13 protein-coding genes and 1 tRNA gene are annotated in these 20666 nt (G+C 42.1%); 9 read left to right on the top strand and 5 right to left on the bottom strand.

Annotated features, from left to right (window positions below):
- Positions 1-179: 179 nt before the first annotated feature.
- Positions 180-1223, top strand: coding sequence for a quinolinate synthase NadA (gene nadA, locus D9603_RS02070; protein WP_125252829.1), 1044 nt, complete (start codon positions 180-182; stop codon positions 1221-1223).
- 89 nt (positions 1224-1312) lie between these two features.
- Positions 1313-1403: transfer RNA gene (locus D9603_RS02065), tRNA-Ser, on the top strand.
- A 285-nt stretch (positions 1404-1688) separates the two neighbouring features.
- On the opposite strand, the gene D9603_RS02060 is transcribed toward D9603_RS02065, so the two are convergent.
- Complete coding sequence (locus D9603_RS02060) at positions 1689-1859, bottom strand: DUF2986 domain-containing protein (RefSeq protein WP_125252830.1); 171 nt, start codon at positions 1857-1859, stop codon at positions 1689-1691.
- A gap of 444 nt (positions 1860-2303) precedes the next feature.
- Positions 2304-2888 carry a TetR/AcrR family transcriptional regulator gene (locus D9603_RS02055; protein WP_128729865.1) on the bottom strand — a complete coding sequence of 195 codons (585 nt, stop codon included), beginning with the start codon at positions 2886-2888 and terminating at the stop codon, positions 2304-2306.
- Positions 2889-3043: 155 nt separating this feature from the next.
- On the opposite strand from D9603_RS02055, the gene D9603_RS02050 reads away from it, so the two are divergent.
- The 5 genes from D9603_RS02050 to recD all read left to right on the top strand — a co-directional run bounded on the left by D9603_RS02050 (position 3044) and on the right by recD (position 14216).
- On the top strand, positions 3044-4084 hold the full coding sequence (locus D9603_RS02050; protein WP_128729864.1) for an alkene reductase: 1041 nt from the start codon (positions 3044-3046) through the stop codon (positions 4082-4084).
- A gap of 304 nt (positions 4085-4388) precedes the next feature.
- A complete protein-coding gene (locus tag D9603_RS02045) occupies positions 4389-5414 on the top strand; it encodes a GGDEF domain-containing protein (protein WP_128729867.1) in 1026 nt (341 codons plus the stop codon).
- 132 nt (positions 5415-5546) lie between these two features.
- On the top strand, positions 5547-8807 hold the full coding sequence (recC, locus tag D9603_RS02040; RefSeq protein ID WP_170178629.1) for an exodeoxyribonuclease V subunit gamma: 3261 nt from the start codon (positions 5547-5549) through the stop codon (positions 8805-8807).
- Complete coding sequence (gene recB, locus D9603_RS02035) at positions 8794-12330, top strand: exodeoxyribonuclease V subunit beta (RefSeq protein WP_128729862.1); 3537 nt, start codon at positions 8794-8796, stop codon at positions 12328-12330. Before recC ends, recB begins: the two co-directional genes overlap by 14 nt.
- Entirely contained in the window at positions 12327-14216 is a 1890-nt protein-coding gene (gene recD, locus D9603_RS02030; RefSeq protein ID WP_128729861.1) for an exodeoxyribonuclease V subunit alpha, read from the top strand. Before recB ends, recD begins: the two co-directional genes overlap by 4 nt.
- A gap of 18 nt (positions 14217-14234) precedes the next feature.
- Here the strand turns inward: recD and D9603_RS02025 are convergent, their stop codons facing one another.
- From D9603_RS02025 to D9603_RS02015, 3 genes are all read right to left on the bottom strand, one after another.
- Positions 14235-14759, bottom strand: coding sequence for a hypothetical protein (locus D9603_RS02025; RefSeq protein ID WP_125252836.1), 525 nt, complete (start codon positions 14757-14759; stop codon positions 14235-14237).
- Positions 14760-14976: 217 nt separating this feature from the next.
- Positions 14977-17163, bottom strand: a complete 2187-nt coding sequence (locus D9603_RS02020) for a cation:dicarboxylase symporter family transporter (RefSeq protein WP_128729860.1) — start codon at positions 17161-17163, stop codon at positions 14977-14979.
- A gap of 94 nt (positions 17164-17257) precedes the next feature.
- Complete coding sequence (locus D9603_RS02015) at positions 17258-17746, bottom strand: malate synthase (RefSeq protein WP_128729859.1); 489 nt, start codon at positions 17744-17746, stop codon at positions 17258-17260.
- A gap of 144 nt (positions 17747-17890) precedes the next feature.
- Between D9603_RS02015 and D9603_RS02010 the strand changes: the two genes are divergently transcribed.
- Both D9603_RS02010 and D9603_RS02005 read left to right on the top strand, forming a co-directional pair.
- Entirely contained in the window at positions 17891-19375 is a 1485-nt protein-coding gene (locus D9603_RS02010) for a DUF3612 domain-containing protein (RefSeq protein ID WP_128729858.1), read from the top strand.
- 266 nt (positions 19376-19641) lie between these two features.
- Positions 19642-20547 carry a hypothetical protein gene (locus D9603_RS02005; protein ID WP_128729857.1) on the top strand — a complete coding sequence of 302 codons (906 nt, stop codon included), beginning with the start codon at positions 19642-19644 and terminating at the stop codon, positions 20545-20547.
- Positions 20548-20666: the final 119 nt, after the last annotated feature.

Below are 20666 nucleotides of genomic sequence, written 5' to 3'. Positions count from 1 at the left end.
ACTTTTAATCCATTGGTCGATGGTTCGAGTCCATCATGACCCACCATCCTCACAAGCTTCATATATTATTCAAATTACTTCCTTAAACTCGTCACTTTGAGTTAAACAATCGCTAGGATTCATACGCTATTTTTCGTATAATTCCATCTAATTATGCAATGTGGACTAGTGGTTGAGAAATGAGTCTAGCTGAACGTATTATGCCGGAAGATTATATCTTCCCACCAAAACCTGCCCCTCTTACCGTCGAAGAAAAAGCAGAGTATAAAGCGCGTATCAAAGCGCTGTTAGTTGAAAAAAATGCGGTACTCGTTGCCCATTATTATACAGATCCTGAGATCCAAGCACTTGCTGAAGAAACTGGTGGCTGTGTGGCCGACTCTTTAGAAATGGCACGCTTTGGTGCTAAGCAAGAAGACAAGGATATGATCATTGTTGCCGGTGTTCGTTTTATGGGCGAGACAGCAAAGATCTTAACGCCGCACAAAACAGTTGTTATGCCAACACTTGATGCAACTTGCTCGTTAGATGTCGGTTGTCCAATTGACGAATTTTCAGCATTTTGCGATCAGCACCCAGATAGAAAAGTCGTTGTTTACGCAAACACTTCAACTGCAGTAAAAGCAAGAGCTGATTGGATCGTAACGTCCTCTTGTGCACTTGAAATTGTTGAGCACCTTGACGAACAAGGCGAGAAAATCATTTGGGGACCAGATAAGCACTTAGGCTCTTATATCCAAAAGAAAACCGGTGCGGACATGATTATGTGGAATGGCGCTTGTATTGTTCATGACGAGTTCAAAACTAAAGCGCTAAGAGACATGAAACAGCTTCATCCGGATGCTGCTGTGCTTGTTCATCCTGAGTCACCTGCGGAAATTGTAGATTTAGCAGATGCAGTAGGCTCGACAAGCCAGTTAATTAAAGCGGCACAAGAAATGCCGAATCAAAAATTTATCGTAGCGACAGATCGCGGCATCTTCTACAAGATGCAGCAGCTTTGCCCAGAAAAAGAGTTCTTCGAAGCGCCCACCGCTGGTGAAGGTGCAACGTGCCGTAGCTGTGCACACTGTCCTTGGATGGCAATGAACGGCTTACAAGCAATTGAAGAAGCACTTATCAGTCCAAAAGGAAAAGAAGTCTTTGTTGATATGGAACTGCGTGAAGGTGCGCTACGTTCGTTAAATCGTATGCTAGATTTTTCAGCTTCAATACCAAAGTAGTTGGATTTATAGCCAGATAAATTCAAAAAGCAAAAAACTACTTGATAAAGTGCGAGGCTTTTCATAGTATTAGCCCCGCAATTCAGTGCGGAGAGATGGCTGAGTGGCTGAAGGCGCACGACTGGAACTCGTGTATACGTTTGTAGCGTATCGAGGGTTCGAATCCCTCTCTCTCCGCCATTCTTCCTGATTAGAACCAATCACTTATATCACTTACACTCTTTTTTAGTCGCAAAAGTTTAAAACTGAGTTTTAATCACCAACGATGATACTTTCTCAAATTCAATGCGTGCTCCTGCATGTCGACTAGACAAGATTTTCTCGCCTCAAAATAGACCACTTAATTAAGAAAATTGGTATTACAGGCACCGAACAAAGGTATTTTGGAAAAGTTGTGTGTTTAATGCTCCGGCTCTCAGAGCGTTAGCATAATCTGTTAGACCAACTGATATAAAACTGGAGCAATTAATGCTCGCCCTCGTCACTATTTGATGCTTCATTGGCATCTTGTTGGGCTGCAATCTTCTCACGTTCAGCTTTTGAGATGTAGCGTGGCTTATTGCTTTTATGAAGTTTAGCATTTGCACGCTTGTCTTTTTTCTTTAGTGTTTCGTAAATTTTCTTTTTGCGATTCATGTTCGAAGCTCATGGTAAATGAAAGACTATTTTACCTCAGAGTAAGTCGGTTCAACAATGGTAAATGTAATGCCACTCTTATCAGTGCTGTGGATAATTAATACTATTAAAAGGAGAGGTGACAAAATTTCCCGCTTAATATTAGCAAACAGCGACTGGCACCAATTAATTTTAATAATTGCTCAATTTGAAGGCGTAAATCTGACGCTAACAGCGTTAAAAACTTCTTATTTACAACAAGTAAATAAGAAGTTCTTTCTGCCTACATGGGTATAGTGAGCTCAGCGTCAACAGGGGGGAGCGGAGTTAGCGGCAAGGTCTTCTCGCCTTCAAAATAGACAGCGTAACAAAGATAACTAGTATAAAAATCGTATTATACAAAGCCTTTAGTCAAATTGCTGATAATGGATATTGGCACGGTGGTGCATCAGCTTGGTCTACTTATCAAGGGGTAAGGGAAGCGGCTAAGGTTTGATCAGCGAGAGCTTGCAATTCAGCGCTGTTACACTGGGTTGCAGAGTATGTTCGAATACCGTAAACACACATAATAAAAAATCGTGCTTTGTTCGTTGCAGCTTCCTCACTCATGGCTTCGCTATCAGGCCATGGAGTCAAAAACTGCTGTTTTATCAACGATTCAAACTGTTGCAAGTGGGTGCTTAGTGCACTTTGGATCTCTTTATCCTGCTCACCAATTTCATTGAGCGTTTTAGTCAATAAGCATACTTTTTTTGACTCGTCGCCAACACACTCATTGGTTAGATCTTGCAAAAAACGCTCAAGTGCACAGCGAAGGCTTGTACTGTTTTCAAATAGCTGCTGATAATGCGCTCGTCTATCTGCCTGATATTGTTCTATTGCAGCAAGTAACAACCCCTTTTTGTTTTTAAATGCACAGTAAATAGAGCCAGGGTGTAGCCCAGTGACTTCAGTCAGTTTGGGCATACTGGTTTTGTTGTAACCGTATGTCATAAATGCTTGCATTGCATTTCTTAATACGGATTCTCTATTAAACTCTGCTGTTCTCATTGCATACCTATGACTATCAACTACAAATTCCGCCGCCATTATAACAAATGTCATTGGGTTTGATGGTAGCAATAAAAATAAAAGAAAGGAAATTACTTGAATAATGATTCAAGAATACATATCTTGAATGTATATTCAAAAAAGGAGATTCCCAAATGACCCAAGTACTTTTTGAGACGCTAACTCTCAACGACAGCATCACATTGAACAATCGCATTTTAATGGCACCTCTAACGCGTTGTATGGCTGATGATGAACTCGTGCCAACAGCCGATATGGTGAAATATTACGCCAAGCGTGCAGGAGCTGGTTTGATCATTAGCGAAGCGACGATTATTCGCCCTGATGGCCAAGGTTACCCGAATACTCCAGGGCTGTTCACTCAAGCGCAAATTGCGGGCTGGAAAAAAGTAACAGAAGCTGTGCATGCTGAAGGGGGTAAAATGTTTGCGCAGTTATGGCATGTGGGGCGCGTTGCGCATCCGCATTTTTTTGATGGAGAAGTACTAGCCCCTTCTGCAATTGGTATTGAAGGCTCTGTTCCTAGAATGCGTGAGCTGACTTATCAAACTCCAAAAGCGGCAACAAAAGCAGACATTAAGCAGTTAGTTGATGATTATGCAAAGGCGGCAGAGAATGCCATTGAAGCGGGTTTTGATGGCGTTGAAATCCATGGTGCTAATGGGTATTTGATTGATCAGTTTCTACACTATGCAGCAAACCAGCGCTCAGATGAGTACGGTGAAACACCAGCAAATATGAGCCGTTTTGCACTGGAAGTAACAGATGCTGTGATTGAGCGCATTGGGTCGCACAGAGTTGCTTTACGAGTGTCACCTGGTGCCTACTTTAATATGGAGGGCGATAAAAGAGACAGAGCCGTTTTCGATTGCTTAATCACCGAATTGAACGCTCGTAATCTTGCTTATTTACATCTTGGTATTTTTGATGACGCTATGGAGTTTGACTATTTAGACGGACGTGCATCTGCTTATTTACGCAAAGTATACGATGGAACTCTTGTAGGAGTCGGCAGTTATACAGCGGAAACTGGTGCTAAAGCAATTGAAAACGACCAATTTGACTTGTTAGCAATTGGCCGACCTTTTATTGCAAATGGAGACTATGTTGAAAAGGTAAGAGCAGGAGAAGTACTCGTGGAATATAACGAGTCTATGTTGGCGTCACTAGAATAAAGAGGCGACGATTTTCGTCAATAAAAAGGAATCAACTCTAAAAATGTCGAACCCTTACGTTTGGCATTTTTTATTTGTGGCATAAGCTTAACGCATATCCGACATGCTATCACTTATGGTGTTAAATACAGGAGCTCTGTTTTTTTGAGTGAGGTAGGCTGTTAACTCAATATTTTGCTAATCATTATTCAACTGCTTAGAGCTTTATTATTAACATTGGTACGAATAAAGGCGTGTTTTTCGGTTTATTTGTTCACCAGTTATGTAATAATACGCAAGCAGAGTAGTTGTGAGTGCGCCAAACATGCAAGAAGATTTACTTAATTCAGTTATCAAAATCACAAAAACGCGAGATGTTGATTCTCTCGAATATAGCTTGGTATCAACCATTCAAGAGTTTATAGGGTGTGAAGAGGTCGCTGTTTTTAAAGACCTACTTGTACCTGGTGAGATAACAATAGAAAGAAGCTTATTGCTGAGAAAGCTCTCTGATAAAGAGTTTGATTGGGAAGAAAGAAGCTTGATAAAAGAGCCTGATAAAGAGCTTATTTCTTGTTTGCAGTCAGCATGTATTATCACAGTGCAGGCAAAGGACGGTACCGAGCGTCGCTGGGTGCCTATTAGTCTGCTCGATAAGCCCGTCGGTGCCATTGCCGTAGTGAGTAACGGTCTGTCGAGTTCTGATCAGGTTCTATTGAATGCGTTTTGCCGTATTTTCGAAAACTACCTCACTATTCTTCATGAAAACGAGAGAGACAAGCTGACAGGTCTACTCAATCGTCAAACCTTTGAAAAGCGCTTAAAACAGCTCATTGAAAAGCAAGTTATAAAGCAGCATAAAACCGTATGGAATGGTGACGTGCGCTCAATTCATAAAGGGGCGACATCTTGGCTTGCGATAATGGACATTGACCACTTTAAAAAAGTGAATGATAACTACGGTCATGTATGCGGAGATGAAGTCTTACTTTTGCTTGCTCAGCGTATGCGCCAGTTTTTTCGCTCTACTGATTTACTTTTTCGTTTCGGCGGTGAAGAGTTTGTGCTGGTATTTGAACCGACCGATTATGACTCGATAAAAGCGAAAATGGACGAGTTTATGGATCTTGTCAGAAGTACACATTTTCCGTTCGTGAAAAAGCTAACAGTAAGCGTTGGCATGTCTCGAATAAGCCCTTATGACTTTCCCATTACGGTCTTAGAAAATGCGGATAAAGCATTATATTACGCTAAAGAAAATGGGCGTGACATGCTATGTTTTTATGAAGCACTTCTTTCAGAGCATAAAATAGAAATACCAGAAGGTAACACGGATATTGATCTGTTCTAGTGACTCTTAATAGTATAAAGCATTGAGTATGTCGTTTTTATATGCACCTAACAGCCTAAAAGTTGCTATTACTACCGCTCACAGGGAGATTCAGATACACTTAACCTAGCGTTAAACTGCATGGCAGACAACATGTTACACATCATTCAATCAAACCGAATGGAAATCTTGCAGGCGCAACTCTGCACGTTGATAAAATCCGCTCCGCTTACTAATCCTTTTGCCAAAGAAGCTGTATTGGTACAGTCCCCAGGTATGTCCGAGTGGTTAAAACTTGGTATGAGTCAGCACTTGGGGATCAGCGCACAAGTAGATTTTCCTTTACCCTCCAGTTTTATTTGGAAGTTATATCAACGTTTTATCGACGATGTGCCAAGTGAGTCCGCGTTTAATAAAGGTAACATGGCTTGGAAGCTTTTTACGATATTACCTACTTGCATTGACAACCCAAATTACGTTGCGTTAAAACGCTATTTGGGGGAAGACCCTTCAGGAATCAAACTATTTGCGTTATGCGAAAAAATTGCTGACGTATTTGACCAATATTTGATGTACAGACCTGAGTGGATAGAGCTTTGGGAACAAGGTCACGATAGTCTCCTAGACGTTGATGTGGCTGCTATTGCACCTTGGCAGCCAGATCTTTGGCGGCGCTTGGTAAATCACGTGACTAAGCTTGAGCAAAGCCCATATCATCGCGCTAACATGCATGAGCAATTGTTACAGGCATTGGATCACACTGAAGCAGAGCAACTCCCAGAGCGGATCTGTATTTTTGGACTGTCGGCCATTGCGACAAGCCAGCTAGAGATCTTCCAAGCGCTTGGTAAGAAAACCAATGTATTTTTGTTTTTTTTCAATCCCAGTGAACATTATTGGGGGGATTTGGTTGATGAAAAAACACAGGCCAAAGTTGCAGCAAAATATGCCAAAATGCCTGAGCTTGAAGCGAAAGATGGTGAGTATTATTACATTGGTAATCCGCTATTGTCGTCGTGGGGGAAACTGGGGCGAGATTACTTTGAACAGCTACTACAGTTAGACGCGAGTTGGATTGATGGCTTTGATAGTGAATTTAATGATCATCTGTTGGGTCTGGTACAGCGAGAAATTTACCAATTGGCATTTAAGGGTGAATCATTAACTGCCGATCCAAACTGGTTTGTCTCTGAAGAAGGCAAATTACCAATTCCAGCGCATGACCGCACTTTAGTATTTCAAGATTGCCATACTCCACTGCGTGAAGTGGAACGGTTACATGATTATTTACTGAATCTTTTTGAGCAACACCCAACACTTACCCCCAAAGATGTAATCGTAATGATGCCTGATGTTGGTGCCTACTCACCCTTCATTAAAGCTGTTTTTGATAGTACGGATGAAGCAATTCGCATTCCATACGCGATCTCGGATTTAGCGATTGAACAAGAGCGACCTATACTTACATCCTTTGTTACTTTAACCGACCTACCTCATAATCGCTTTTGTGTGTCTGACATTTTAGATTTGTTGGGGGTGGCACCGATTGCGGAGCAGTTTGACCTAGAAGCACATGAATTTGACTTGATCCGCTATTGGCTTGAGCAGGTAAACGTAAAGTGGGGCTTGAACGAGCAGCATAAGTATGAGTATGGGCTGCCTAAAATATCGCTAAACACATGGCAACATGGTCTAAACAGATTGCTTTTAGGTGTTGCGACTAACGACGAGCTTACCTCGTTTGCGTCAATTTACCCAGCTGATGAAGTTGAAGGCATGTCGGTGGCTGTGCTAAACAAGCTGATCGGTTTTATTGATGCTTTGATATGGTTGAAGCAAGCCCTGAGTAAGGAGCAAACGTTAGCGCATTTTGCCACCATTTTGCGTCAAGCAATGGCACTATTTTATTTTGCTGAGTCAGAGCAGAGTTGGGATTTGCTCAAGCTTGAACAGATCATCGAAAATATTGAAAAGCATTATGAGAATGGTGATATTCAAGAGCCTGTGTCGGCAAAGATATTGGCTTACTTGGTCAAACAAGGTGTAAAAGAGAAGGGAGTAGGACAACGCTTTTTAGCTGGTGCTATTAATTTTTGTACACTGATGCCGATGCGGGCAATTCCATTTAAAGTGGTTTGCATGCTTGGCTTAAATGATGCGGACTATCCCCGCACGGTGCAGCCCATAGGCTTTGATTTAGTTGCTCATTCAGCACGAAGAAAAGGTGACCGCTCGCGAAAGTTAGATGACAGATATCTATTTTTGGAGGCGCTACTAAGTGCTAGAGAAAATCTCTATATCAGTTATATCGGTCGCTCATGCTTCAATAATGAAGTGCAAGTGCCCTCAGTATTGGTCAGTGAATTGGCTGAGTATCTGGCGCGTAGCTTTTATTTTGAGGATACGCCTAAGCAGCCTGTCGTATCTAGATTAACGCAACAGCTGCCATTGCAACCATTCAATCCCGAACATTTTAAAGCCGGTTCGCTGCAAAGTTATAATAAAACCTGGTTATGGCAACATACAGCGATTGAAAATAAGACTGAGGACGCGCCGCTTGAGGTGCCGCTGGATACCGAAATTGAGTTTAGTGATTTGCTACGCGGAGTCTGCGAACCACAAAAGTTATTTTATCAGCAATCTCTTGGTGTAAAACTAAAGCCCATAGAGGCACTTGCTCCAGACGAGGAACCATTTGCATTAAATGCCTTGGAGCGCTATCAATATCTGGATGAAGTTCTTGAAGCACAACTGCGACAAAAACCTCTCAATATTGAGCAAATTTTGCAGCGGGGGTCATTACCACAAGCGAACATAGGTAAACTTCAGTTAGATGGGCTTTTGATGCGTATTGAGCCTATGACGAGAGTACTGACTCCTTTACTCTGTGAAGCTAAAGAGCCCATTGAGCTCAAGTTGCACCTCGATAGTCATATTGTAGTGGGATGGCTCGATAGTTTATATGAAAATCGCCAAGTGTATTACCGCAGCGCCAGTATTAAGGCTAAAGATTTGATTAAGGGCTTTCTAAACCACTGTGCTGCTTGTGCGATAGGGCAGGAAGTGACGACTTATATTGTGGGTCTAGATCAGAGCATTAAATTTGCTGTGCAGGGACAGCAGCAATCACTTGAATATCTACAACAGTGGCTAGCGTTTTATAAACAAGCGCTTAGCGAACCAGTTCCTTTTTTTGCAAATACCAGCATGGAGTTTGCCAAAACACAAGACCTCAAAAAAGCAGCGAGTAAATTTAAGCCGCAATATATTGGTCGTGGAGAGGGGGAGGATCCCTATGTACAGCTTTGCTTTAATGATCTCTCTACTCATGAGTTGCGCTTTTGTGAACTAAGCCTCGCTCTACTTGAGCCGATATTAAAGACTGCAACGGAGGTGGCTCATGGAAATACTTAATCCCGTCACTATGCAGCTGAGTGGGTTAAACCTTATTGAAGCCAGTGCCGGCACAGGAAAGACTTATACTATCACGGGCCTTTATCTGCGCTATTTACTTGGTTTGCGCACACCGGGTGAGCAAACCGCTCCATTAAGTGTTGAACAAATTCTTGTGGTTACTTTCACTGAAGCCGCGACGCAAGAGATCAAAGACAGAGTGCGCAAACGTATCATCCAGGCCAGAGATGTATTGCTTGGTGAAACAGTTAACGATGATTTGATAGCCGCAATTTTAGCTCAAGTTACAGATAAAAAGCGGGCTTTTGATCTACTCGATGCGGCGGCTAAATCGATGGATGAAGCAGCGATTTTCACCATTCACGGCTTTTGTCAAAGAATGTTAAAGCAACATGCTTTTGAATCTAAAGTGGCATTTAACCTAGAGTTTATTCTTGATGAAAGTGAACTTATTGAAGCTGCAATGGCAGATCATTGGCGGCGTTTTGTTTACCCTCTAGACGAAGAAAAGACCCAAGCGGTGGTGGAGCAATTTGCTACGCCTTATGCACTTGCCAAGCAAGTCAAGCCACTACTTAGCAAAGAAAACGCTGATATTAAACCTGCGATGTCGTTAGATGCGGTGTTTGCCGCGCGCGAAAAGTACCAAACGCTAGCGCTTTGGTTAAAGGCTGAGATAGTCAAAGCGGATTATCTTAACGTACTTAAAAATGCAGGTTTGGCAGGTAATCGTGCGCCTGGTCGAAAGGCAAATTTACAAGCCCTTGAAGACTATGTAAATAGTGAACAGTGGTGGTTTGAGTTTGGTTCTAGCAATCACTCCTTTGGTTTGTGGGGCAGCGAAAGCTTAGCTGATCCTAAACAGTATAAAAAGAATACTACACCTTTGCAGCATGAACTCATTCGCCATTTTGATACCTTAGCTGAATTACATCATTTAGTGAGTAGTGGTCTCAATATTGCCTTGGTGCGCCAAGCAGTAACTGAGGTTAGTGCATTGCTATGTGCACACAAAGAAGAATATGGACTAATTTCTCCTGACGATTTATTGAAACAGTTACATCAAGCATTGCTAGGTGATAGCGGTGAAGCTCTGGGTGAGAAGATAGCGCAGCAATATCCTGTTGCTATGATCGATGAGTTCCAAGACACCGATCCTGTGCAGTACGGTATTTTTAGTGAAATTTACAAGCGTGAGCAGACCGCTCTGACAATGATTGGCGATCCAAAGCAAGCAATTTATGGTTTTCGAGGGGCAGATATTTTTACCTACATTGGCGCTAAAAAAGGGATTGCAAGTCACAACCAATTTACGCTAGCCACCAATTATCGCTCTGACAGTGATGTGGTGGCTGCGGTGAACACTATTTTCACGCGTCACCCAAACAGCTTTATCTATAACCAAGACATTCCTTTTATTGAAGTGTGTGCTAAAGGCAAAGCGCAGGATGCACGCTTTACCATTAACGGTGAAAAACACACCGCCTTGTGTTTTAGTGCACTGCCCAATGGCGATGAAGCTCTCAATAAAAGCGCAGCACAAGCGGGGTTGAGCCAAGCGTTTGCTGCGAAAGTGGCAGCCTTGATAGAAAAAGGACAAACAGGGCTTGCTAAAATTGGTGAAGAGCCAGTGGTACCTGCCGATATTTGTATTTTGGTACGTGACCGTATTGAAGCCAGTTTAATGAAACGTGCTTTAAACCAGCGTGGTGTTGCCAGTGTTTATCTTGCCAGAGATAGTGTGTTTAGCCAGCCGTTAGCTATTGCCTTGTATCAGTTATTAGAAGTGCTGCATGGTAGCTATGATGAGGCTGCCCTTAGAGGTGTGCTTGCTGGGCCTTTGTTTAACCTTGAGCATCGTGCATTATTTGAATTGCAATTTAACGAACAAGAGTGGCAGCATTATTTGCAGCTATTTAGTGAGTTAACTCAGTTGTGGTATCGCTCTGGTGCGATGGCGATGTTAGAGCACCTGCTTTGCGTATGTGAGCTTCCTGTTGTTTGGCGGCAAAAGGGGATTGAAGTTGAGCGTTGGCTCACAGACTTTCGACACTTGGCAGAGCTGTTACAGCATAAGCAGCTGGAGTTGGATGGCAGCGGTCGAGTGTTACGCTGGTTCTTATCACAATTGAATAATGCGCAAAGTGATAGCAGTCAAATTCGACTAGAGAGCGATGCTAACTTAGTCAAGATAGTGACGATGCACGCTTCAAAAGGGCTGGAATATCCTCTTGTTTTTATGCCGTTTGCGCTGGGCTATCGAGAATCAGATACCTGTGTGTACCATCAAGAAGGAAAGCTCGTTGTTGACCTTGATGCGGGTGAGGAAGCGAAAGAAAGTGCTGAACAAGAGCGCTTAGCTGAGGATATTCGTTTACTCTACGTTGCGCTCACCCGAGCAGTGCATTACTGTGAATTGGGTCTATACGACATACAGCAAGGCAGAAGTAAAAAATCGGCGCTTCATAAAACTGCACTGGGCTTTGTGTTATTTGGCGCGCAGACGTTTGATACGGAAAATGAATGGCAAAGAGAATTATCACAGCTTTGTGATACACACACAGCAATGGCCTTCACTTTGGTAGAGCAAGCGCAATACCCCAATCAAATTATTACCACCTCGGCAAATGAAGCGCCACCGCGACTGACTGCCAAAGTATTTACCGGTAGCATAGAAAGGCACTGGCGTACTACCAGCTTTAGTCAGCTTAGTTATCATACCCACCATGGTGATAAACCCGCTGGCGCAGTAGATGAAAACCATTTACTCGATTTACCCGAGCAGCGCCAAGAAAGGGAAAAGAATGCTTATACTTTTCCAAAAGGGGCAAAACCTGGAAGCTGCTTGCACGAAATTTTTGAGCTGATTGATTTTACAGCACCGCGTGTGCCAAAAGGCGACGACAAACTCACGCTCACAGAGGCGGTAGCCAAATCGTTGGACAAATATGGTATTGCCGATGACTGGCAAACTCCTACAGAGCAGTGGATAGCTAGTAGCTTAGCTACGCCACTACTTCCTCATACTAAACTACAACTTGCTCAGCTTAAACCAGAACATTGTATCGTTGAAATGGAATTCTATTTGCCTTTAAAGCCTCTCAGTGCCATGAAACTTAACAAGATCTTGAGTGATATTACCGGGCAAAAGTCATTTTTAAACTTTGATGATGTAAAAGGCATGCTAAAAGGCTTTATTGATTTGATATTTCAATGGCAAGGGCAATTCTTTATTCTCGATTATAAATCGAACTATTTAGGTGATAGTTCAGACGATTATCAACATGATAACTTAAGTGCGGCGATGTCCTCTCATCAATACCATCTACAATATATGATTTATACCGTTGCGCTGCATCGATTATTAAAGCAACGCCTACCTGACTACCAAGTGCAGCAGCATCTAGGTGGGAACTATTATCTGTTTTTGCGCGCGCTTCCAGATAACCAAGGTATTTTCTTTAATCAATTGAGTGTAGAGCAAGTGTTACAATTGGATGCGTTGTTTGAGGAGTCGGTATGAGTCAATTAAGTATGGACTTTGATGCCTTTGACCATGATAGTTTTATCTCTCTATTAGTAGAGTATAAACGTATAGGAAAAGCCGACTTAGCGCTGGCCAAGTTATTGAATGAACAGCGCCTAGATGATTATTTATATGTCTTTTTGTTGTTGTTAATTATGCACTCACGCCAGCATAGTTGTTTAGCGCTCGAAGAGATTAATTGGCAAGACCCGTTTGAGCTGAACTACCTTGTTGAAGATGTCAGCCAAGCATTGTCACCTTTTATAAATACGACCATGACAGTACAGGCGCTCTTGCAACACCCGGCTATTGGTGAGGATAAACCGCTCAGGCTTTACGGAAGTAAGCTTTATTTGGCTCGTTTAGCTAATTACGAAGCGAAACTCGCCGGTTATTTTGAGACACTAGCAAGAGCTCAGGTTACATTAGATGAAGAAAAACTCAGCAGCTTGTTAGACTTCTACTTTCCACCGCAACAGGGAACAGAAGAGCTTGACTGGCAAAAAGTGGCTTGTACGCTTGCAGTTGTAAAGCGCTTTTGTGTGATCACGGGTGGTCCCGGAACTGGCAAAACGACCACAGTCACTAAGCTATTAGCGATTTTGCAGTCACTGTATGTACGTGCCCCCCTCACGATTAAACTTGTCGCACCAACGGGTAAAGCTGCGGCTAGGCTAAGCGAGTCTATCATTGGTGCAAAAGCCAGACTTACTTTACCTTCTGATTTAGCCGAACTACTTCCAGAGCAAGCGCAAACGGTTCACCGTCTGCTCGGTGTGATCCCGAATAGTTTGCACTACCGTCACAATCAAGATAATCCATTACACTTGGATGTACTGATTGTTGATGAAGCCTCTATGGTTGACTTGTCTTTAATGGCAAAGCTGGTGGATGCGTTACCAAAACATGCTCGGTTGATCCTACTTGGCGATAAAGACCAGTTGGCATCGGTGGATACAGGCAATGTACTTAGTGATTTATGTGAGAATTTAACGCTGGGGCAAGTGCCAAACTATAGCCATGAACTAAGCACTAAATTGACCAGCTTAAGTAGGCAAGCGTTACCAAAAGGCGGTCATGAACCTGCCCAATTTATGCTTGAGGACAATCTCGCATTTTTACAAAAAAGCCACCGTTTCGATAGTAATAGTGGTATTGGCCAACTGGCATATGCGGTAAATAGCAACAATAAACGAAAATTAGACGCAGTGATTAAGCAAGGCTTTGCTGATCTGCAACTACATGAACTCAATAGCGATGCTTATAATGCGCTTATTGTTCGTGCAGCAGCACATTATAAACGTTATCTTGAGGCAATTAATAGTGCACAAAGCGAAGCGTATATACACAGTGAATTTGCCAGTTATCAACTGCTCGCCGCTGTACGCGAAGGGCCATATGGCGTTAACGAACTAAATCGCCGAATTGAACTTAAGCTCGCTCAAATGGGACTTATCCAGCCTACAGGTCGTTTTTATGTTGGTATGCCGATTATGATCACGCAAAATGATTATCAGCTGAAACTTTTTAATGGAGATATCGGCATTATTCTGCGAGATGAGCAAGGAGACTTACAGGCCTCCTTTATAGATGAACAAGGTAACGTGAGGCGCTTTTACCCTGCGAGATTACCGAGCTTTGACCGAGTTTATGTAATGACAATACACAAGTCTCAAGGATCGGAGTTCGCCCATACCGCGATGATCTTGCCTCCAATCCAACGCGCTCAGCAGGGCATTAATCGGCAGCTCATTTACACCGGTATTACTCGAGCTAAAAAACACTTTGAATTAGTTGCACAATATAAGGTTTTACTCAGTGGCATGAACCGCAGTGTGAGTCGCAGTAGTGGCCTTCGGGAGCGACTCTCGTTTACGGAATGAGCCATTACATCAGGCTAGTTAGCGATTTTCATACGCATCATACTTTTTGGCAAATCGTTCAAATGCCGCTCTTAGCTCTGGGTTTTCATTGATCTGCGTTAGGATGTCGGCTTTTTGTGCCTTTCTTTTGGTGTTAGTGACTGAACGAACATCTGAAGCATCAGGCATGGAGAGATACTTTAAAGAATAAGCGGGGTTTTTTAAGTCTTGGATATTAAGCTGTATGTGCTGCTTAGTGAGGCTGTGAAAACTTTCCTTTGTGAATCGAGTTTCGCATTTGAATGATTTTATTTTGCTGCCATGTCGCGGCTTTTTATCACATTTAGTCTTGAATGAATCATCCGAGGCAAACTTGTTGTACAAATCATAAAAGTCTTTTTTGGCACTTTCCATTTCGAGCTTCAAGACATATTGAGGCTTTTCGCCAATGACTTCTATACGTTCAATCACTTGCTGATTGTTGTCATCTACAGATGCGACACTAAACAACGGAAAAGTCGCAACCAGAGCACCTATCAACTGACGTAAGTATACTGATGTCATTATTATTATCCTTATTATAGATACAATTTTAGTTAACGGTATCACAAGCAACTACATTGAACAATAAATAGCCGCACTTGAATCTACCTATTTTGTTATTAATTTTTTGTTGTTAACTTGTTTTATTTTTGGGGTGTTCTAAGGTTAGAGAGAGCTTAAGAGCTAGCTCGCCCAGTGAGTAGATTTGCCATCAGTAACGCGTTACTGATGGCGTTTTTTAAAACTTAATTTTCTCTATAAGAGTATTGGGGTCAATTTCCAGCTCATCCATTAAAGACCATCGGGTCTGTTTCTGAATACTGCCTTTACCTAAAATCCAATAATCGTAGGTCTTATCGATATGGCCATTGGTGTGCTGAATAGTAAGCCAAGAATTAACATAACTGAGTAAGTCTTGATTGCGTTTTGCCACTGCAAAGCCTACGGGATATTTCAAGTCAGCACCCTTTGGTACTACAACCCCAAACTGGGGGTAAAACATACTCCAAGCAAAGCCAGCTTCAGCGCTAATCACCAAAGCGTCATATTGATCTGGATGTTCGAAATAGCTTTGTAGGTTGTTAATACTGGATACTTGCACTTTTGGGTTTTGCAGGGCTAATTGTTTGAGTATTGGCGCATACTCCATGTGTGCAAGCTTCAGCTTTTCCAAAGTAAGTAATGCGGACTTGTCTGTGAATCTTTTTAAATCATGATCTTTTGCTAACAAAGCCAGTTGTAATTCCAGTACTTTGTCACTAAAACGTACATTCTGTAAGTCAGTTATATTTATTTCAAGACCTGACATTGCAACATCAAAATAGCCTTTATTAAGGTAGGCTGCTAATTGAGGTTTTTTAAATGGAATAAACTCAACTCGTACTCCCAAATCAGATGCCAATCTATGAGCCAAACTGACATCAAAACCGACCAGTTGATCTTTTTGATTGAAGTAACTAAACGGAACATTATCAACGAGGTATCCAACACGCAGTAGATTACGCTTTTTGATCACATCAATATTGGTAAGTGATAATTCACCGCTTTGGTATGCCTTGGGTACATAGCTAAGTACATGAGCTGGTACAGTATCTGAAATCACCATATTAGCAATCGCTTCATCTGCTGACTTAGTTTGTTTGCCGAGGTAATTATTTGCTGTAAAACTCAACAACATAAATGCCGGGAGTAAAGCAGATAGTAAGGTCAAATAGTAAACTGATCTTACTCGTTTCAAGTGGAGCTGTTTACGGTTGATAAAAATACACAAAAATACAAAAGCAAAGATATATACCACAGTGGTAGGAGAAACCACTTTGGCAGTCAGTACAGACATAGAGAGATACAGCTGATAAGTGTCTGCGGGAACGCGTAAAATATCCAGTAAATAGGGAATAGCAATATGCACATTCGCAAAGTAACTCAGCATCGCCGACAAAGACACATTAGGGATTTGTTCGAAGCCGATTTGGTTGCCGGTAAGCCATGCTGCAAAAGAGACGAAAATTAAGGTAGTTAGCTTACCTAAACTTGGGAAGGTATAAGCGATAGGTACGAGCACCTCCGCAATGTGATCAGAGTTTTCATCGCTTTGCTTGATTTTGCGTAAATGGTCTTTTATCCCTTCGGTGATCACTGGTAATACAATAAAAACGTTGCCGGTACTGAATGCGGTGATCCACGCATTGCGCATAACCATGATGAGGTCGCGATACTTTACAGGGGTGAGTGCGGCAACAAGCATAGGGAGCAGCACTAACATCAAATACACGCCGACACATAAAACCACAACCCAGTACACCTGTAATTCAGACAGTTCTTCAGCGCTCATCGTGCCTGCCGTGCTTGCTGTCATAGCAAAAATACCGATAGGGAAGATGGCTATGATCTTCTTCGAAATGACCGACAGACCTTGACCGACGACTTCTAATACATCGAGTAACCGGTTCTTCTTTTGGTTAGAAATAAGCGCCATGCCCAGAGCGATACAAAATATGACTAAGGCCGGTACATTACCTTCTGCCATAGAAGCAAAAGGGTTTGAGGGAATATAATGTTTTACAAAGTCTATTTCGGGCGCTGCTGCAACCAGCGCAGGGGAGAAAAAGGTGCCAGCATCATGCGCTGGTAATGTCATAATAAAGCACCAGATCACAGCAAGACCTATTACCCAAATAGAGAGCATGACTAGTGCCGCTTTTGCAAGAATGCTTTTAACTTGTTCTGGATTAAATTTCCCCAACCCCACGATGAGGCTGACGACGATATAAGGAAGAATGGTGATTTGCATCAGGTTCACAAAACCTGTACCGATAGGCTTTAAAAATGATAACCGTTCACCGAAAATTAAACCAGCAAAAATACCAAGTATGAGCGCCCAAAGCATCCAGTTAATGTTTTTTAGAAAATTAAGCAATTTTGTCATGTGCTCAGTCGAAAAAAGAGCGGTATTTTAATTAGCTTAGCTTAAAACTTACTGAATGTTTGAGCGATTTGATTACAAATCATTGAGTGTTTACTCAAAGTTCATAATCATCCCCATTTTTGGCACGATAACAGGCTCTTCCTGCGGGTTGTTGCACACCATGATAAAAGCTCATCCACAGCTTTTGAAGCTGGGTTTTAGTCTTTTTCCCAACCACAGATGCCAATGGTGTTTCAACGATGATATCTTCGATATGGGCATTATCAAATTGTCCAAGTGCTCCGCAGCGGTTGAAGGTAATTTCAATATGTAAGCCATCGTCTTGCTTTAATAAAATAGCTTCTGGCGTTTCACGGTGACCGCAAAGCGCGACGAATTGGCTACACTTTTTTAAGCCACAATGGGTGCCGTTGGCAAAAAACGCAAGCAGGTGGTTGTAGTAAACCACATAGTCAGTCACCTCCATGTGTGAACCAAACTCTAAAGGACACTGTTCATCAAGATACTGTTTTGCCAGCATTGACTGTTGCGCTTTCGTATCGTCAATTAGTTGCTCTGTATGCGGTTGTAATTGCGCTGCCATGATCCACCTCTCTTGTTCATGTTGTCATAAATTGGGAAATATATTCTGGTTGTTTTGTATACATCTTGAGTGTAAGTTAAATATCTAAATAATTTCACAAAAAGAATTTCACAGTGTGAATTTCACAAAAAGGGGTGTGAAATAATGGCAAAAACTGCAAGTTTAATTCGAAAATCTCACTTTTTGGGTACGAAAATAAGAAATTTAAGAAAGCGTAACCACCTAACTTTGGAAGATTTATCGGCAAGGTGTGTTAAGCAAGACCCGAGTAGTGCACCATCCGTTTCATACTTATCCATGATTGAACGGGGTCAGCGTACGCCAAGCGAAGCGATGCTAGAAAACTTCTCTAACGTATTTCAAAAGCCGATTGAGTGGTTTTTAGATAGTCAACCTGAGGCACCTGAGATTGCACCTGATAAGGGCAGCTCTGGTGGTATCGTGGGTATGGCGCTAGAGCCCAATTTTTTATTTGAGAAAGACATTTTACAAATCGCTATTCCAGAAATGCTCTCTCAAGCTGGTATTAGTGGCAGGCAGTTTGCGCACCTTCTGATCCGTGCCCATCAAGAGCATCACCAAAATCATTTTCCAGATTTGGAGCGTGTAGCCGATGAAGTTGGCGGTAAAAATTTATATTTAAGTTGTGAAGACCTGATGTCTCTTTTACATGCCAAGGGAAGAAAGGTAGAGTGGTTCGAGCAATCAGGAAGTCTCAATGAGGGAATTGTGACTTCTTACTTTAAAGAGCCAAATGTGGTGTTTATAAATCGCATACTACAATCCCATCCGGCGAGGATGAAATATGACTTAGCCGTTCATATTGGTCATGCAGTGCTACACAATAATGAGGGACTAGACTGTGTACTAAGTACAGGAGAAAGCCGTAAGAATAGTGACAACCCAGACCACGATACGCCAAATGCACAGGATATTCTTGGTGCTTGGCAAGACTTTGAATCAAGTTTTTTCGCTGGGGCACTGCTGTGCCCTCGCACGCCATTTCGACAGCTACTTGAAAGTAGAGGGTATGATGTTCGTGTGCATGAGTCGTTGGGGATTTCTGCGTCAGTAGCAATGCGTCGGATGACTTCCGTATCACCTTACCCGCATTGGCACTACTTTGACGCATATCAGGCTGGAAAGCTAAAAGCAGTATACCGAGGCAATGGGATCCCATTACCGTGGGGCAATATGCGCAGCGTTGCCGATCCTTGTCAGCATTGGGCCGTCTTCAGAAAGTTCCATGATGATAGTAATGCCGCCAGTGCCCAGCTTTCTATTCTGAATGTTAATGGCAAGCCAAGGTTATATTGCTGTGAATCAGTGAAAATCACAGATGTGGCAAATCGTCCTAGGGTGCTCTGCGCAGGTCTTGACTTAAATCCTGCCATTCGGGCTCAAGGTATAGATGCAGACACTTTAGTGGGAGAGCTACAGCAAGCGTGTATCAGTTATGGAGGCTCAAGTGTTGTGCCATACCATATGAAAACGCAGTTATTGAGGGTTGCAAAAATTTTGAATATTCAGTGGGTTGAGAGGGGGCTTGAAGGCGCTGTCCGAGTCATATGTACTCGCGGCAAAAGTTGCCCCAGAAAGCCGGGGTGTTATCTCAACGGTCACGGATAATAAAAATGATAGTTATATCGAATTCTTCTATTTTTACCTTGAGATAGTATACACATTTAGTTTACACTTTTCAGGTTCATAAAGTGGGTACTAAAATAATTTACTCTATGACAGATTATTTTGATTAAGATATTTTTGCAGTTTCTGCGTGAAATATGCGTTATTTGAGAGGAAGCTATGCTGTATAGACTGGGGGTCATCTTCCCAACATAGACTGCTTAATTAATCAAATGGGTATTTAACAAAACTTATAAAGGGAATATTTAATGTTTAATCGAAAAAGCGCCTACTTATCAATTTCTTGTTTGTTGTTTTCTATATCAGCATCTGCTGAAATTATAACTGTACACTTTGATGCAAAAGTTAGATCTGTACAAACTCCCAGCGGTACTGAACGTCCACAGGTACAAGATGGAGAGAACTTAAACTTTACGATTGCATACGACACCGAGGCAGAATTAGTGAATAATTACTATGTCGATAGTAATCCTAACAGTTATTTTTCTGCCAGCTTTGAAGGTGGGTTAACAGCTTCAAATAAAAACCTTGGTGGCACAGTACATAAAATCGAGTCAAACAAAATGGAGTTCCCGGAGTATAACGAAGTTCATTACGATACGAACTTTTCTCCAAAAAACACAGTGACAAATAACGGTGAGAGCATCTACTTTTACCTGCAGTTTAAGCAAATCACTGATGAATTGCGTGATGTAAAACTAATATCTGATTGGAATGTAGCACCAAATTATTTTGTTTGGACTGAAGCTTTAGTCCAGTACAATCGTTCATTTATCTACGCAGATATCACGAACTTTACTGTTGGAAACACAACGTCCGTAATTACCAGCGTTGAAGCGGGTAACCAGCAACTAGCAACAACAGGTGGCACAGTAAACTATGCTTACTCCATCGCTAACCAAGAAGAGACAGGAGCAACTGTTGAAGCATGGGAATATATCACCATGCCAGATGGTACGGCATATAATTTAGGTGGGACATCAGAAATCAAGCTGGCACCAAAAGAAGAGTATGTTCAAACCGGTCGTTACTTCACTATTCCTGCCTATTGGCCAGCCGGCCAGTATACGTACAATTTCCAGTCTATGCTCATCGATGGTGGTGGCAAGAAAGGAGAAATGTCGAAAAGTGCTTTTACATTTATTAAGGAATGACAATATATTCCCTTAACAGTCGCTCCATTGAGTGAATAAGAGTACTTAATAAAAGGTAGACAGTAAAAGTGCGTACTTGTACGCGCTTTTTATCATGCAACCTGAGCTGGGGATGCACA

Origin of the sequence: Pseudoalteromonas sp. PS5 (genome assembly GCF_004103255.1) — a bacterium.
Lineage (GTDB): Bacteria > Pseudomonadota > Gammaproteobacteria > Enterobacterales > Alteromonadaceae > Pseudoalteromonas > Pseudoalteromonas peptidolytica.
The sequence above is the reverse complement of the archived record's forward strand: the minus strand, read 5'-3'. Positions and strand labels throughout refer to the sequence as shown.